Origin of the sequence: Catenuloplanes japonicus, from assembly GCF_000717135.1 — a bacterium.
Lineage (GTDB): Bacteria > Actinomycetota > Actinomycetes > Mycobacteriales > Micromonosporaceae > Catenuloplanes > Catenuloplanes japonicus.
On record NZ_JNXY01000016.1, the window covers coordinates 127,980 to 143,421 of the forward strand.

The 15,442-nt window shown below is 71.5% G+C and carries 13 protein-coding genes and 1 pseudogene; 1 reads left to right on the forward strand and 13 read right to left on the reverse strand.

The window, feature by feature from the left end:
• Nucleotides 1-152: 152 nt before the first annotated feature.
• The 6 genes from aroQ to OP04_RS22545 all read right to left on the reverse strand — a co-directional run bounded on the left by aroQ (nt 153) and on the right by OP04_RS22545 (nt 4,945).
• Nucleotides 153-590, reverse strand: coding sequence for a type II 3-dehydroquinate dehydratase (gene aroQ / locus OP04_RS22520; RefSeq protein ID WP_033341769.1), 438 nt, complete (start codon nt 588-590; stop codon nt 153-155).
• Nucleotides 587-1,678 carry a 3-dehydroquinate synthase gene (gene aroB / locus OP04_RS22525; RefSeq protein ID WP_033341770.1) on the reverse strand — a complete coding sequence of 364 codons (1,092 nt, stop codon included), beginning with the start codon at nt 1,676-1,678 and terminating at the stop codon, nt 587-589. Before aroB ends, aroQ begins: the two co-directional genes overlap by 4 nt.
• A gap of 108 nt (nt 1,679-1,786) precedes the next feature.
• On the reverse strand, nt 1,787-2,359 hold the full coding sequence (locus OP04_RS22530; protein ID WP_051798668.1) for a DUF3455 domain-containing protein: 573 nt from the start codon (nt 2,357-2,359) through the stop codon (nt 1,787-1,789).
• A 115-nt stretch (nt 2,360-2,474) separates the two neighbouring features.
• The gene (locus tag OP04_RS22535; protein WP_033341771.1) at nt 2,475-2,978 is read right to left on the reverse strand and encodes a shikimate kinase; all 504 of its coding nucleotides are present in this window, start codon (nt 2,976-2,978) and stop codon (nt 2,475-2,477) included.
• Nucleotides 2,975-4,153 carry a chorismate synthase gene (gene aroC, locus OP04_RS22540; protein ID WP_033341772.1) on the reverse strand — a complete coding sequence of 393 codons (1,179 nt, stop codon included), beginning with the start codon at nt 4,151-4,153 and terminating at the stop codon, nt 2,975-2,977. Before aroC ends, OP04_RS22535 begins: the two co-directional genes overlap by 4 nt.
• A gap of 309 nt (nt 4,154-4,462) precedes the next feature.
• Nucleotides 4,463-4,945 carry a MarR family winged helix-turn-helix transcriptional regulator gene (locus OP04_RS22545; protein WP_033341773.1) on the reverse strand — a complete coding sequence of 161 codons (483 nt, stop codon included), beginning with the start codon at nt 4,943-4,945 and terminating at the stop codon, nt 4,463-4,465.
• Nucleotides 4,946-4,998: 53 nt separating this feature from the next.
• Here OP04_RS22545 and OP04_RS22550 point away from each other — a divergent pair, with 53 nt between their 5' ends.
• Nucleotides 4,999-6,222 (forward strand): multidrug effflux MFS transporter, encoded by a 1,224-nt coding sequence (locus OP04_RS22550; RefSeq protein WP_033341774.1) that lies wholly within the window; start codon nt 4,999-5,001, stop codon nt 6,220-6,222.
• 1,464 nt (nt 6,223-7,686) lie between these two features.
• Here the strand turns inward: OP04_RS22550 and OP04_RS56835 are convergent.
• From OP04_RS56835 to OP04_RS56840, 7 genes and pseudogenes are all read right to left on the reverse strand, one after another.
• Nucleotides 7,687-8,109 (reverse strand): annotated as a pseudogene (locus tag OP04_RS56835) (shikimate dehydrogenase); the annotation flags it as partial.
• Nucleotides 8,106-9,299, reverse strand: a complete 1,194-nt coding sequence (gene mltG, locus OP04_RS22565) for an endolytic transglycosylase MltG (RefSeq protein ID WP_033341775.1) — start codon at nt 9,297-9,299, stop codon at nt 8,106-8,108. The pseudogene OP04_RS56835 and the gene mltG, both read right to left, overlap by 4 nt.
• A complete protein-coding gene (gene ruvX, locus OP04_RS22570) occupies nt 9,299-9,754 on the reverse strand; it encodes a Holliday junction resolvase RuvX (protein ID WP_033341776.1) in 456 nt (151 codons plus the stop codon). Before ruvX ends, mltG begins: the two co-directional genes overlap by 1 nt.
• Nucleotides 9,755-9,843: 89 nt before the next feature.
• Entirely contained in the window at nt 9,844-12,525 is a 2,682-nt protein-coding gene (gene alaS / locus OP04_RS22575; protein ID WP_033341777.1) for an alanine--tRNA ligase, read from the reverse strand.
• Nucleotides 12,522-12,818: a hypothetical protein gene (locus tag OP04_RS22580; protein WP_033341778.1), complete on the reverse strand. Its 297-nt coding sequence runs from the start codon at nt 12,816-12,818 to the stop codon at nt 12,522-12,524. Before OP04_RS22580 ends, alaS begins: the two co-directional genes overlap by 4 nt.
• A 27-nt stretch (nt 12,819-12,845) precedes the next feature.
• Entirely contained in the window at nt 12,846-13,298 is a 453-nt protein-coding gene (locus tag OP04_RS22585) for a DUF948 domain-containing protein (protein WP_033341779.1), read from the reverse strand.
• Nucleotides 13,299-13,410: 112 nt separating this feature from the next.
• The gene (locus tag OP04_RS56840) at nt 13,411-14,178 is read right to left on the reverse strand and encodes a hypothetical protein (RefSeq protein WP_408606776.1); all 768 of its coding nucleotides are present in this window, start codon (nt 14,176-14,178) and stop codon (nt 13,411-13,413) included.
• Nucleotides 14,179-15,442 lie beyond the last annotated feature (1,264 nt).

Sequence of the window (15,442 nt, forward strand, 5' to 3'; positions counted from 1 at the left end):
TCCGGGCACCCCGCGCCCGAAATTTCGGCATTTAGCGCCCTGCTGCCGGACGGCGGAGCCGTGCCGGCGGATCGCGCCCACCCCGCCCCGACGTGCGGCGGGATGGGCTCGGAGAGCACGGTGCGGACGGGGCGGGCGTACCGTGGCGGGCTTTAAAGGGTTTTGGGGGTGGCGAGGTAGCGGAGGGCGAGGCGGTAGCTCTCGATGCCGAGGCCGGCGATGACGCCGGTGGCGACGGCGGAGAGCACGGAGTGGTGGCGGAACTCCTCGCGGCGGTGGACGTTGGAGATGTGCACCTCGATGAGCGGCGCGGTGAGCAGCGCGCAGGCGTCGCGGACCGCGAGGTTGTAGTGCGTCCAGGCGCCCGCGTTGAGCACGACGGGAATCGCGCCGTCCGCGGCCTCGTAGAGCCAGGACAGCATCTCGTGCTCCGCGTCCGTCTGGCGGACCAGCACGTCCAGGCCGAGCTCACGCCCGGCCTCCTCGCAGAAGCGGACCAGGTCGGCGTGCGTGGTCTTCCCGTAGATCTCCGGCTGCCGGGTGCCGAGCCTGCCCAGGTTCGGCCCGTTGAGCACGTGGACCGCGGTCATCCGGCCACCTCGGCGTAGGCGGATTCGAGCAGCTCGTCGGCGGGGCCGGCCAGGATCGACGGCGCGCCGAGATCGTCCAGCACGACGAAGCGCAGCTTGCTGCCGCGCGCCTTCTTGTCCACGCGCATGGCCGCGAGCAGCGCGGGCCAGGCGTCGGCCTCGTAGGAGACCGGCAGGCCGAGCGAGGTGAGCACGGCGCGGTGGCGGGCGGCGATCTCCGGCGCGAGGCGGCCGGCGCGGACCGAGAGCGCGGACGCGTAGATCAGCCCGACCGAGACCGCGTGCCCGTGCCGCCAGCGGTAGTGCTCGGCCTTCTCGATCGCGTGGGCCAGCGTGTGGCCGTAGTTGAGGATCTCGCGCAGGCCGGACTCGCGCAGATCGTTCGACACCACGTGGGCCTTGACCCGGATCGCGCGCTCGACCAGCTCCCGGACCTGCGCCGACGCCGGGTCCTGGGCCGCGGCCGGGTCCGCCTCGATCAGGTCGAGGATGGCCGGGTCCGCGATGAAGCCGCACTTGACCACCTCGGCCAGGCCGGCGACCAGGTCCGCGTGCGGGAGCGTGTCCAGCATCGCGAGGTCGCAGAGCACGCCCGCCGGCGGGTGGAACGCGCCGACCAGGTTCTTCCCGGCCGCGGTGTTCACGCCGGTCTTGCCGCCGACAGCGGCGTCGACCATGCCGAGCAGCGAGGTGGAGACCGGCACCCAGCGCACGCCGCGCAGCCAGGCCGAGGCCACGAAGCCGGCCAGGTCGGTGACCGCGCCGCCGCCGAGCCCGATCACGGCGTCGGTGCGGGTGAAGTTGTTCGCGCCGAGCGCGTCCCAGCAGCCGGCGGCGACGCCGATGCTCTTGCCGTCCTCCGCGTCCGGGACCTCGATCGGGAGCGGCCGGATGCCCGCCTCCTCGAGCAGCCCGGCCAGATGCTCGGCGTGGGCCTTGAGCGGCTCGGCGTAGAGCAGCGCGGCCTGTGCGGCGCCGGCGAGCAGGCCGGGCAGCTCGCCGAGCAGTCCACGGCCGACCAGCACCTGGTAGGGGGCGTCGCCGGTCACGTCGATGCGCGTCGGCCCGGTCACAGTCAGCTCAGTCATCGGCGCTGAGCCTAGTACGCGCCGGGTGCCCGGGTCACTCACCATGATCGGGGCGTCTTCCCTGCCGTGGCCACGGCAGGGAAGACGCCCCGATGGGGAGGGACGGACCTACTTGGACCAGAAGACGTAGACCGCCTTGTAGTCCACCGAGGTCTTGGTGCCGTCCACGCACGCCCCGGCCGGCGCGACGCCGCCGGAGGTGGCCAGGCGGCTGATGAACGCGGCGTTGCTCAGCACGCCCTTGCCGGAGGTGCTGTTCACGGTGAGCAGCAGCTCCGCGATGGTGCCGGACTTCGGGCTCTCCGCGGTCTTGGTGGCCGTGACGAGCGAGCCGTCACGCTCCGACTGCCAGCTCGGGCCGCCGAAGTGGTGTACCCGGCCGCCGGTGCCGATCAGCGTGGCCTCCGGCGTCGACGCGGCCGGGTAGACACCGCCGGTGCAGGTGTAGGTCTGGGTGCCGTTCGCGACCACGTACGCGCCGATCGGCTTCGCGCCCTGCGGCGGCTTGATCGCGGAGGGGATCCGCGGGATCGACACCGACTGGGCGCCGGGGCCGACCGCGGCCGGAGCCACCGGCGTCTCGGCCGCGTTCGCCTGGAAGGCGACGGTACCCAGCGTGGCAACGACGCCGGCCATACCGACGACCGCCAGCGCGCGGATCTTCGAGCGGGTCATGCGCATTGGATCTCTTCTTCCGTCTCCTACGGCGTGTAGGTCACACCGTCATCAGGTAGTACGGAGGGGCTATGCCAAAGAGATCGACGAAAAAGAAGGATCTTTGCGGATTGTCCGGATCTCAGCGCTTGAGCAGCGACAGAACCTCGTCGGTGACCTCGTCCGGCTCACGGTCGTCGGTGACCACCACATGCGTCGCGACCTGCTGATAGAGCGGCGCGCGCTCCTTCATCAGGTGCCGCAGCGTGGCCCGCGGGTTGATCGCCAGCAGCGGGCGCCCGGCGCCGAGCCCGACACGTTTCACCGCGTCGGACAGCTCCACGGACAGGAACACCACGGTGTGCCCGGCCAGCGCGGCGCGCGTCTCCTCCGACAGCACCGCGCCACCGCCGAGCGCCAGTACGCCGTCGAAGCCGGCCAGCGCCGCCGCGACCGCCTGCCGTTCCAGCGCCCGGAAGTGGTCCTCACCCTCGTCGATGAAGATCTCCTGGACCGGCTTGCCGGCGACCGCCTCGACGTCGTGATCGGTGTCGCGGAACTCGACGCCGAGGCGCGCGGCCAGCGCGGTCCCGACCGTGGTCTTGCCCGCGCCCATCAGCCCGACCAGCACGCAGGCCGGGCTCATCGAATGATCAGGTGGTCGAGGTAGCCGGTCAGGTTGCGGCGGATCTCGTCGACCGAGTCGCCGCCGAACTTCTCCGTCGCGGCCTCGGCCAGCACCAGCGCGACCATCGACTCCGCCACGATCGCGGCGGCCGGGACCGCGCACACGTCCGACCGCTGATTGATCGCGGTGGCGACCTCACCGGTGGCGACGTCCACCGTGGAGAGCGCGCGGTTGAGCGACGAGATCGGCTTCATCGCCGCCTTCACGCGCAACGGCTCGCCGGTGGTGATGCCGCCCTCCAGGCCGCCGGCCCGGTCGGTGAGCCGCTTGACGCCGGTCGCCGTGGGCGCGATCTCGTCGTGCGCGACCGAGCCACGGGACCGGGCCTGCATCCACGCGTCGCCGATCTCGACACCCTTGATCGCCTGGATGGACATCAGCGCGGTCGCGAGCCGCGCGTCCAGCTTCCGGTCCCACTGCACATGAGAACCAAGGCCAGGGGGTACGTCGTAGGCCAGCACCTCGACGATGCCACCGAGCGTGTCCGCGTCCTTCTTGGCGGCGTCGATCTCCGCGACCATGCGCGCGCTGGCCTCCGGGTCGAGGCAGCGCAGCGGGTCCTCGTCGATGCGCGCGAAGTCCTCCGGGCGGGGCTGCAGGCCGGGCTTGGCCGCGACCGAGCCGAGCTCCACCACGTGCGACAGGATCTGGATGCCGAGCGCCTGGTGCACGATCGCCTTGGCGACGGTGCCGACCGCGACGCGCGCGGCCGTCTCCCGCGCGGAGGCGCGCTCCAGGATCGGGCGGGCGTCCGTGTGCCCGTACTTCTGCATGCCGGCCAGGTCCGCGTGACCGGGGCGGGGACGGGTCAGCGGCGCGTTGCGCGCCTGCTTGGCCAGCTCCTCCGGGTCCACCGGGTCCGCGGCCATCACGGTCTCCCACTTCGGCCACTCGGAGTTGCCGATCCGGATCGCGACCGGGCTGCCGAGCGTGACGCCGTGCCGGATGCCACCGATGATCTCGATCTCGTCCTGCTCGAACGCCATCCGGGCGCCACGGCCGTAGCCGAGACGGCGGCGGGCGAGCTCCCGGCCGATGTCGGAGCTCGTCACCCGCACGCCGGCGGGGACCCCCTCCAGCAGAGCGACGAGAGCGGGGCCATGGGATTCACCTGCGGTCAGCCAGCGCAACACGTCGCCCAGTCTGTCATGACCCGTTCCGGCATCGACGCGGCGTCGCCACCGTCTCACGTGGTGGAGTCCCCGCTTCCGGTGAGGCGCGATCAGCACGGCGTCCGGGCTCTGTGATCTGAGCCGGCGCCGCGCGAACCGGCAGGGAGGAGCGCCGGCGACGACCGGTGCCCGCGGGAGCATGCGGGCCGGACCACCGCGAGAGCGGGAAGATCTGCTTGTGCGGTCTTGATCGTCGCTTTGGGGTCTTGATCGTCGCTTTCCGGGTCGCTTTCCGGGTCCTGGCGGCGCCGTGGCGCCGGCCGGATGTGATCACCGGGGTGTCGTCGCCTCGGGGGCGGAGGCGAGCAGGTCGGCGAGGTGGCGGAGGTCAGGCAGGGCGGCGGTGATCCGGGCGCGGGCGTCGTCGCCGAGGCGGTCGAGCGCGTCCGCGACCAGCGCGCGGCGCTGTGCCTGGTAGCCGTCGATCCGGCGGCGCGCCTCGGCGGTGAGCGTGAGCCGGACCAGGCGGCGGTTCTCCGGGGAGCGCTCGCGCGCGATCAGGCCGGCGTCCGCGAGGCCGCCGACCAGCGTGCTGACCGTGTTCGGCGCGGTGCGCAGCGCCTCGGCCGCCTCCCCGACGCAGATGCCGGGCTGCCGCTCGACCAGCCGCAGCACCTCGATCTGCGCGTCCGGCAGGCGGTCCGCGCCATCGCGGCGCACGGCGGCCCGGCGCAGCACCTGGTGCAGGTGGCCGAGCGTGTCGCTGATCTCGATCGGCGAGGTCATGGCGTACTCCCGCTGTCTTTTGCTCATGGTCTGCAACTAGTCTGCATACAGAGCTATCCGTCCCGTGGAAGGAATTTACCGTGTCGCAGACCACCGTGGATACGGTCGCGCCGCCGCGCGGGAAGGCCGCCGTGGCCCTGGTGGCGCTGCTCGGCACGCTCACCGCGATCGGCCCGCTCTCCATCGACATGTACCTGCCCGCGTTCCCGCAGATCGCGGACGATCTGGGCGCGGCGCCGTCCGAGGTACAGCTGTCGCTCACCACGCTGCTGGTCGGCATGGCCGTCGGACAACTGGTCACCGGCCCGCTCAGCGACCGGATGGGCCGCCGCCGGCCGGTGATCATCGGCATGGTGGCGTACGCGCTGCTCTCCCTGCTCTGCGCGTTCGCGCCGTCGACCGGCGCGCTGGCCGCGATCCGGTTCGCGCAGGGCTTCGCCGGCGGCATGGGCACGGTGGTGGCGCGCGCGGTCGTCGGCGACCTGTTCACCGGGAAGGCCGCCGCGAAATACTTCTCGCAGCTCGCGCTGGTCTTCGGCGTCGCACCGGTGCTGGCCCCCAGCCTGGGCAGCGCCGTGCTCACGTTCACGGACTGGCGCGGCATCTTCATCGCGCTCGCCGTGGTCGCCGCGCTGATCACGATCGCGGTGGTCCGGGTCCTGCCGGAGACGCTCCCGGTCTCCCGCCGCAGCACCCGCGGGCTGGCCGACGTCGCCTCGACCACGCGCGTGCTGGCCGCAGACCGGATCTTCATCGGGTACGCGGTCTCGGGCGGCCTGGCCATGGCCGGCCTCTTCGCGTACCTGTCCGGCTCCTCGTTCGTGCTCCAGGACGTGTTCGGACTGTCCACCGCGGTCTACGGCGTGCTCTTCGGCGTCAACGCGGTCGGCCTGGTCGCGGCCAGCCAGCTCAACGGCCGCCTGCTCGACCGCTTCACACCCCGGCAGCTCCTGGTGACGTCACTGGCCGCGGGCGCGGTGGTCGGCGCCGCACTGCTCGGTGCGGCCGCGCTGTCCAGCATGATCGGCGTGATCGCGCTGCTCTTCTGCTACCTCGCCACGATCGGCATGGTCAACCCGAACAGCGCCGCCCTGGCCCTCGACCGCCACCGCGACCGGGCCGGCACCTCCGCCGCGCTCCTCGGCACCGTCCAGACCCTGATCGGCGCCGCCGCCGCACCCCTGGTCGGCCTCACCGGCGACTCCAGCGCCGTCCCGATGTCCCTGGTCATCTGCATCTGCGCCGCCCTCTCCCTCCTGACCGTCCTGACCCTGGCCCGCTCCCGCACCCCGCTCTCCTCCTGATGGCTTCTCCATCCGGCTCCGGCAGCTCTGCAGCGTCCTCATCGGCGCGCCGGGCAAGCCGCTCCGGCGCCGCGTGCGAAACCCGGCCGCGCGACGGGAAACCCGTGAGGCGGGATCGCAGATTCGCCTCACCGACCGCGAGCGGAGCCAGCACGAGCGAAGCAGCACGCCCGGAGCCAGCACGAGCGAAGCAGCACGAGCGACCGGGCACTTCGTGCGCAAATTTCGGCATAAAGCCGGCCTGCCCGGCGGCATCGGACGAGCCACGCCCGGCTAAACAGCCCGCCGGCGGCGGAAGGATCATTGAGTGTCGAGAAGAGGTCGCCAATCGGTGCCCGCGACGACCTCTTCTCGACACTCAATGATCCTTTGGCTGGGACGACGCTCCACGGCCGTTTGCGATCTCCCTCAGCTCCCGATGGCAGCGCTGCTTTATGCCGAAATTTCGGGCGTGGAGCGCCCGGACCGCGGCGAGCGATCCCGGCGCCGCGGCCGGAAAGTCACGGGATCGGAAATCGCGGGTTCGGGGTGACCAGCGGCGGGACCGGCTCCGATCGGCGGGCCGAAGCGGAGCGCAAGCGGAGTCTTCGGCCCGCCGGAGGTTTGCCCGCGGGAGCATGCGGACCGCCACCACGCCGGAAGCGGGAAATCTGGGTCTGGATCTGGCTTTGTTCTCAGGCAGCTCTTGTACCAGCGGAGAGACACGGTCCTGAGCATTGCGAGCACGGAATCGAGGTCCGGGGGCGGCTCAGGGACGGCTCAGCTTCGAGCGGCCTAGACGACGGCCTTGTCGAGGGCCTCGCGCATGGCGTCGGCGGGGGCAGGGACGCCGGTGAAGTGGAGGAACTGGCCGAGGGCCTGGGCGTGGAGCAGGTCCAGGCCGGAGACGACGGGGCTGCCGCCGCGTGCGGCCCAGGCGGCCAGCGGGGTGGGCCACGGGTGGTAGACCACGTCGAAGAAGACCGTGGTGGCGGGCCAGTGCGGGCCGGTGGCCAGGTGGTCGGCGGCGCCCTTGGGCACGGTGGAGACGACCACGTCGAAGCCGGTGAGGTCCGCGGCCTCGGACCAGGGCGCGACCCGGAACGGGACGCCGAGCGCGTCCGCGACCGGAGCGAGTTCCGCGCCGGCCTCGGGGCGGCGGACGAAGACGGTGACGGGCGCGTGGCCCAGCCGGGCGGCCGCGCCGATCGCGGCGCGCGCCGTGCCACCGCCGCCGAGCAGCGCGATCGCCGGGCCGCCCGCGCGACCCTCACGATCTGCGTGAGTCGCACCGCCCGCGTGAGCAGTGCCGCCCGCGTGAGCAGTGCCGCCCGCGTGAGCAGTGCCGCTCGCGTAAGCAGTGGCGCTCGCGTGAGTCGCACCGCCCGCGTGAGCAGTGGCGCTCGCGTGAGCAGTGGCGCTCGCGTGAGCCGCCTCGTCCGGGGAAGATCCGCGGTGTGCGGCGGCCACGAAGGCCGAGCTGCCTGCGGGAACCGGGACGGCCATCGGAGCTGAGCTGCCCGCGGAAACCGGGCCGTCTGTGGGAGAGGCGGTGATGCCGGCGGCCCGGAGGACCGTGACCATGCCGGTGACGTCGGTGTTGTCGGCGAACCAGGTGCCGTCGGGGCGGCGGACCAGGGTGTTGGCGACGCCGAGGGCGGTGGCTGCCGGGGAGGCCTCGGAGGCGAGCGTGAGCGCGACCTCCTTGAGCGGCATGGTCACGGACAGGCCGCGCCACTCGGGGCCGAGCGTCGCCACCAGGCCGGGCAGCTCGGACTCGGCGCATTCGATCGCGGTGTACGTCCACCCGGTGAGCCCCGCGGCCGTGTAACCGGCGTGGTGCAGCACGGGTGAGAGCGAGTGCGCGATCGGCTTGCCGAGAACGGCTGCCCGGTAGGCGGACGTCACAGAACCCCGGCCTCCCTGGCCTTCTGCTCGTTCTTCTGCTGCTCGGAGTAGGTCTCCGCGAACGCGGAGTTTCCGTCCTTGTCGATGGCGACGAAGAAGTACCACTTACCGTCCGCCGGGCTCATCGCGCCTTCGAGCGCCTGCTTGCCCGGGTTGTTGATCGCGGACGGCGGCAGGCCCTTGTTCTTGTGCGAGTTCCACGGGTTGGAGGCGTCGGCCAGCTCCGCGGCCGTGATGTTCTTCGACTCCTTGGCGTCGCGGCCCTCCAGCTGGTGACCGTAGTTGATGGTCACGTCCAGCCGCAGGCACTCGCAGAAGCCGATCTCCGCGTTCGGCACGAAGAGCGTGTTGTAGATGACGCGGGAGACCTTGGGGAGGTCGGTCGCGATGCCGGCCTCGGCCTGGGAGAGCGAGGCGACCATCAGTGCGTCGTACGGCGTGATGCCGCGGTCGGCCTCGACCTTCTTGACGAAGTCGATCTCGGTGGTGACGTCCAGGAAGTGCCGGACCATCACCTGGAGCGTCTCCTTGGCGTTCAGCCCGGGGTCGAAGTTGTACGTCTCCGGGAACAGGAAGCCCTCGATCGACTTCTCCGTGGTCTTGCCGTCGCTGCGGGTGAACCAGAAGTCCGGCACGCCGAGCGCGACCGGGTCCTTCGCCGCTTCCTTGAAGTCGTCGACGGGTATCTCCGTCGCCTTCGACAGCTCGTCGAAGATCTGGAACGTGGTCAGGCCCTCGTTGATGGTGACCTTGGTCGAGACCCGGTTCTCCAGATTGAGCAGAGCCAGAAGCGCGTCGGACGCCTTCATCTGCTTCTTCACCTTGTAGAATCCGGTCTGGATGTTCTTGCTGTCGGCGTTCTCGTTGGCGGCGTTGATGAACGCCTTCGCCGACTTCACCACGTCCAGCTTGTAGAGCCCGTTGCCGATCGAGGTGGCGGAATCGCCGTTCTTCACCTCGATCATCGTCTCTTCCCCGCCGGGCCCGTCGTAATCGGGCGTGGTGAGGTAGTTGCGCGCCCGGTCAAAGCCGTAGTAGCCCGCCCCGGCGAGACCGCCGAAGATGAGCAGCACCATGACCAGGGCGATGACTGACTTGCCACCGCCGCCGCGCCTTTTCTTGCGTCGATGGAGCGGCCGCCCCTTCTGGGGCTGCTCCTCGTCGAACGCAGCTTCCAAGTCGTCGAGCATCAGTTCCGCCTCCGCTGCGCGTCCAGCCAGCCTTGCAGGATTTCCACGGCGGCCGCCTGATCGACGACCGCTCGCTGACGCCGCCCACGAACGCCCCGCTCGGACAGCCTACGGGTAGCCACCACCGTCGACATACGCTCGTCCGCGAGGACGACAGGGACGGGGGAGATCACCCGTTCCAGCCGCTCCGCGTACGCACGGACCGAGATCGCCGCAGGTCCCTCGCGCCCGTTGAGGGCGACGGGGAGACCCACGACGACGGTCACCGCCTCGTGTTCCGTAGCGAGTCGCGAAACTTCCGCCATATCGCCCGGAACCGCATCATCAGCGGCATTCTGGTCACGGGGGACGGTGGCGACCGGGCTCGCGAGGATGCCGTCGGGATCGCAGATTGCCACCCCGACGCGCACCGCTCCCACGTCTACGCCCAGACGAACACCGCGAGTGAACGTCACGCGATCACCCTGCCAAGCTTGAACACGCGCCTCCTGCCGTCGATCGGGCCACGCTGCGAAGAGTAATGGCCGATCGGGCGTTGACGCCATCAGCCGGCGTCGGAAATTGCCTTCTCCACAGCGGTCAGAAGCTTAACGGTCTCCGTCGCGGGCACGCCGCCGCCCTGCGCAAGCTCTGCGTTTCCGCCACCGCGACCGCCGAGCGCACCCTTCACGAGGTCCGCAGCGGACACGTGGCGATCGCGGGCTGCCGCGTTCGTCGCTACGATGAGTGACGCCTTGCCGTTCGACTTCGCGGCCACCGCGACCACCGCGGGACGGCCCTCGCCGATCTTCCCGCGGATCTCCATCGCCAGCGTGCGGACGTCGTTGCCGGCCGCGCCGTCCGGCGCCTCCGCCCCGACGTACGCGATGCCGTTCAGGTCCCGGGCCGCGTCCGCGATCGCGCCGGCGCCGCCGAGCACCGCCTGGGCACGCAGCTTCTCCAGCTCCTTCTCCGCGTCGCGCAGCGCCGTGACGGTCTGCTCGACCCGGTCCCCCACCTGGTCGGCCGGGATCCGGAAAAGATCCGCGAGCCGGGACACCAGCAGGTGCTCCTTGGCCAGGAAGCCGAACGCGTCGATGCCGACCAGCGCCTCGACGCGGCGCACGCCGGAGCCGATGGACGACTCGGACAGGATCTTCACCAGGCCGAGCTGGCCGGACCGGGCCACGTGCGTGCCACCGCACAGCTCACGCGCGTAGTCGCCGACCTCGACGACCCGCACCTCGTCGCCGTACTTCTCGCCGAACAGCGCCATCGCGCCGAGACGCCGCGCCTCCTCCTGCGAGGTGACGAACGCGTGCACCTCGTGGTCGGCCAGCAGCACCTCGTTGACCTGCTGCTCCACGTCGCGGAGCACGGCCGGCGGGACCGCCTGCGGCGTGTTGAAGTCGAACCGCAGCCGGCCCGGCGCGTTCATCGAACCGGCCTGGGTCGCGGCCTCGCCGAGGAAGTTGCGGATCGTCTGGTGCACCAGGTGCGTGGCCGTGTGCGAGCGGGAGATCGCGCGGCGGCGGTTCGTGTCGATCTCGGCGAACCCGGACTCACCGGGACGCACCTCGCCACGGATCACGCGCGCCTTGTGCACGATCAGGCCCGGCACCGGCTGCTGCACGTCGTAGACCTCGACCTGCCCGCCGCCGACCGTGATCAGGCCGTTGTCCGGCTGCTGGCCACCGCCCTCCGCGTAGAACGGGGTGGTGTCCAGGACCAGCTCGATCGTGTCGCCCTCGCCGGCGCTCTGCAGGCGCTCGCCCTTGCTGAGCAGCGCCCGCACCCGGGACTCACGCGAGGTCTCGGCATAGCCGGTGAACTCGACCGCGCCGCCGTCCTCCAGCACGTTCCGGTACGCCGAGACGTCCGTGTGCCCGGTCTTGCGCGCCCGCGCGTCCTCCTTGGCGCGCGTGCGCTGCTCCGTCATCAGACGGCGGAAGCCCTCGTCGTCGACGGACAGGCCCTGCTCGGCCGCGATCTCCAGCGTCAGGTCGATCGGGAAGCCGTACGTGTCGTGCAGCTGGAACGCCTTGTCACCGGAGAGCTTCGCGCCGCCCGCCGACTTGGTCTCCGCGATCGCGGTGTCCAGGATCGTGGTGCCGGACCGCAGCGTGGCGAGGAACGCGTCCTCCTCCGCGTACGCGTACGTGGAGATGCGGTCGAACTCCTCGGCCAGCTCCGGGTACGACGGCGACATGCAGTCCCGGGCCACCGGCAGCAGCTCCGGCAGCGCCTTGTCCTGCCAGCCGAGCAGCCGGATCGAGCGGATCGCCCGGCGCATGATGCGGCGCAGCACGTAGCCGCGGCCCTCGTTCGACGGCGTGACGCCGTCGCCGATCAGCATCAGCGAGGTACGCACGTGGTCCGCGATCACACGCAGGCGCACGTCGTCCGGGTGCGACTCGGAGGCGGCGTGACCCGACTTCGCCCCGTAGGTCTTGCCGGTCAGCGCCGCGGCCTTGTCCAGCACCGGGCGGATCTCGTCGATCTCGTACATGTTGTCGACGCCCTGGAGGATGGAGGCCATCCGCTCCAGGCCCATGCCGGTGTCGATGTTCTTCGCCGGCAGCTCGCCGACGATGTCGAACTCTTCCTTGCTGCGCACGTTCGTGATCTCGTACTGCATGAAGACGAGATTCCAGAACTCGAGGTAGCGGTCCTCGTCCACCTCGGGGCCGCCGTCCGGGCCGTACGCCGGGCCGCGGTCGTAGTAGAGCTCCGAGCACGGGCCGGCCGGGCCGGGGATGCCCATCGACCAGTAGTTGTCCTTCTTGCCGCGACGCACGATCCGCTCGGCCGGCATGCCGGTCTGCTTCCAGATCTCGATCGCCTCGTCGTCGTCGAGATAGACCGTCGCCCAGATGCGGTCCGCGTCCAGGCCGAAGCCGCCGTCCGCGACCGACTTGGTGATCAGGTCCCAGGCCAGCGGGATCGCGCCCGACTTGAAGTAGTCCCCGAACGAGAAGTTGCCGTTCATCTGGAAGAACGTGCCGTGCCGCGAGGTCTTGCCGACCTCGTCGATATCGGGGGTACGGATGCACTTCTGCACCGACACGGCCCGGGGCCAGGGCTGCTTGCGCTGACCCAGGAAGTACGGCACGAACTGCACCATGCCGGCGTTGACGAACAACAGGTTCGGGTCGTCAATGGCCGGCAGCGGAGCGGACGGCACCACGGCGTGGCCGTTGGCCTCGAAGTGCGCCAGGTATCGTCGCTTGATCTCCGCGGTCTTCATCTGCGGCCTTCCTGAGTGTCGATGCCGTCCAGCGGGTAGCCCCGCTCCTCGGCGAACTGGTCGTCATAGAGCACGCCCTCGGCGAAGGCGGCGTGAATCTCCTCTTCACGCTCGGCCATCGCGATCCGGACGTCGTCGACGAAGCTACGCACGGACTCGACGAGCCCGCCGGCGGATTCCTGGGCGGACGCGGCGAGGCCCTGCGGCGTGTACGCGTGCGCCATCTTCGTCACCTGACGGACCACGAGAACACCGACACCGAGGCCGATCCCGAGCCAGAGCAGACGCTTCATGAGAACATCCTTCCGTGCCGGTTCCTGTTAGCGACGACCGGCCCGGCGACGCGCCTTCAGCACGTCCTTGACCTCGCGCTCCTCCTCGGCGCCACGGCGGGCGGCGGCGGCCTTGCGCACGCCGTACCCGAACGCGGCCACCTTCACCAGCGGGTTCGCGGCGGCGGCCGAGACCACGGTGGTCAGGTTCGCCACGTTGGCGCTGACGTTCTGCACGTGGCCGGTGATCGTGTCCACCTTCGCCAGCTGGATGTTCACCCCGTCCAGCGACGTGTGCACCTGGTCCAGCGTGGTGTTCACACCCTCGATGGTGAGGTTCACGTTCCGCAGCAACGGCTCCGTACGGTCGTTCAGGTCGTTGATCGTGCGGGTCGCCGCGTCGATCGTGTGCCGCAGCCGCAGAATCGGCACGGCCAGCACGAGCACGAGCATCGCGAACGCCCCGGCCCCGATCAGAGCCGCGATCTCTCCACCGTCCACGCGTGTTCCCCTCCGCCTATCCCCTGCATATATGTCTTCGGGCAGGTGACAGTGTCCACTCTGCGCCAACGTGGGAACCCTACCCTCAGTGACACGCCGCCGCGCGCCGGAGCTACTCGGTCGGCGCCACCGGCGGAAGGTCGGTCGGGATGTCCGTCGGGTAGTCGAACGTGGCGTCCGGTGTCTCCCCCAGCGGGTCCGACGGGACGCTCGGCTGCGGCTGCGTACGGGGGTCGTCGATCGCGTTGTTGACCTTTATCGATACCGCCGCACCCGGGCAGTCGCCGGCCGGCGCCGTACCCTCGGGCGGCGCCACCTCGCTCTCGCCCACGGCCGGCGGACGCTGCGCCAGCGCGCCGTCCGCACAGACCGGCGGCCGGACGTACAGGTCCAGCGTCAGCTCGTCCCGCCGCCAGCAGGTGTAGTCACCGACGTCCACCGGCTGATCCGGGCACCCGGCGACCTCCCACCGCTCCCAGCCGGCGTCCGCCAGCGCGGTCAGGTAGACGGCCGTCGTCTCCTCCTGCGTCTTCTCCGACGTGGCCGTCCGCTCCCGCAGCCGGCAGGCGAGGAAGCACCATCGCGAGCCGCTGATCTGGTCGTTCGGCTCCTGCGCCGCCCAGCCGGGCACGCCCAGCTCGTCCAGCGTGTTGAACACCGGATCACGCGTCGCGGCCCGGATGCCGAAATACAGCGGCAACGCACCGAGCAGCAGCAACGTCACCAGGACCAGCGCACCCAGCCGCAGCTGACGCTGTTCCCGCTGACGCTTCTCCAGAGCCTCGTCCGGGGGTACGGAGTCCCGTGGCGCGTCCGCCGTGCGCAGCGCGCCGCTCTCCAGCGGGCCCCCCTGGCCGTTGCCGGCCGGGAGCGCGGCCACGGCCACGCGGCCGGGCAGCGCGTTCATCTCCGCCGGGACCGTGCGGGGGCCGCGGGCCACCGCACGGGCGGCCGCGTCGAGGCTGCCCTCCTCCGGGAGCGGGCCACGCCGGACCATGGCCTGACCGGGCACGATCGCCTGGCCGGGCACGACGGCCTTGCCCGGCACGGCCGGGCCGGGCTTGTCCGCGCCGTCGCCCGGCGCGTCGACGCCGGGCGGGCGGATGGCGGCACGGGCCACGCCGGGCTCGCGAGCGGCGCCGGGGCCGATCTCGCGGGGACCGGCCACGCCGGGGGTGGCTACGCCAGGAGTCGCGTCACGGGGAACGGACGTGTCGGAGCTGCCGGGGCCCAGCTCGCGGAGGCCGGAACCGGCGGGGGTGAGATCACGGCCGCCAGGGCCGCTCGGGCCACCCTCGCGGCCTTGACCAAAATCCCGGTCACCGGATCCTTCCTGATCGCCGTCACGACCTGGCCCATGATCTCGTTCGCCGTAGTCCCGGCCGGGGCCGTAGTCACGGTCGCGATCACCGCGGCCCGGCTCACGGCCGTGCGGGCCACCGGGGCTGTTCGGGCCGCCGGGGCCGTAGCCGGGCTCCTGGTAGGCGGACGGGCCACCGTCGCCGGGCCGCGCGCCACGCCGGCCTTCGCCGCGCATGCCGACCTGGCCGAACTCACCGCTGCCACCACGACGGCCGGGCTCGTCACCGCCGCCGCGCAGGCCCTCGCCGCGCATGCCGACCTGGCCGAACTCGCCGCTGTTGGTACGTCCGGCATCGCGGCCACGACGTCCTACCTGCCGGAACTCGCCGCTGCCGGGCCCACGGCCGTCACCGGGACGACCGTCGGGACCGCCACGGCCGTAAGCACCGTCAGCAGGGCGGCCATCGGGACCACCGCGGCCGTAGCCGTCGTCGCCGGGACCGCCACGGCCGTAAGCACCGTCGGCGGGACGGCCGTCCGGGCCACCACGGCCGTAAGCACCGTCACCGGGACGACCGTCGGGACCGCCACGGCCGTAAGCACCGTCAGCAGGGCGGCCGTCGGGGCCACCACGGCCGTAGGCACCGTCACCGGGACGACCGTCCGGGCCACCACGGCCGTAGGCACCGTCGCCGAAGCGGCCGTCACCGCCACTCGTGTCGAAGTCGTCGCCGGGGCGCCTGGGTGCGCCGGGCATGCCCGCGGCACCTGCCGCGCCCGGGACCGCGTGGCCCGGACCGGCGGGCTGGCCGGGGCCGACGCGGCCGGGGCCGGTCGGCGGG

Excerpts from the sequence above, each read along its gene's own strand:
- aroQ (WP_033341769.1), bottom strand. The coding sequence starts at position 590 with ATGACCGCGGTCCACGTGCTCAACGGGCCGAACCTGGGCAGGCTCGGC.
- aroB (WP_033341770.1), bottom strand. The coding sequence starts at position 1,678 with ATGACTGAGCTGACTGTGACCGGGCCGACGCGCATCGACGTGACCGGC.
- OP04_RS22530 (WP_051798668.1), bottom strand. The coding sequence starts at position 2,359 with ATGCGCATGACCCGCTCGAAGATCCGCGCGCTGGCGGTCGTCGGTATG.
- OP04_RS22535 (WP_033341771.1), bottom strand. The coding sequence starts at position 2,978 with ATGAGCCCGGCCTGCGTGCTGGTCGGGCTGATGGGCGCGGGCAAGACC.
- OP04_RS22545 (WP_033341773.1), bottom strand. The coding sequence starts at position 4,945 with ATGAGCAAAAGACAGCGGGAGTACGCCATGACCTCGCCGATCGAGATC.
- mltG (WP_033341775.1), bottom strand. The coding sequence starts at position 9,299 with ATGCTCGACGACTTGGAAGCTGCGTTCGACGAGGAGCAGCCCCAGAAG.
- alaS (WP_033341777.1), bottom strand. The coding sequence starts at position 12,525 with ATGAAGACCGCGGAGATCAAGCGACGATACCTGGCGCACTTCGAGGCC.
- OP04_RS22580 (WP_033341778.1), bottom strand. The coding sequence starts at position 12,818 with ATGAAGCGTCTGCTCTGGCTCGGGATCGGCCTCGGTGTCGGTGTTCTC.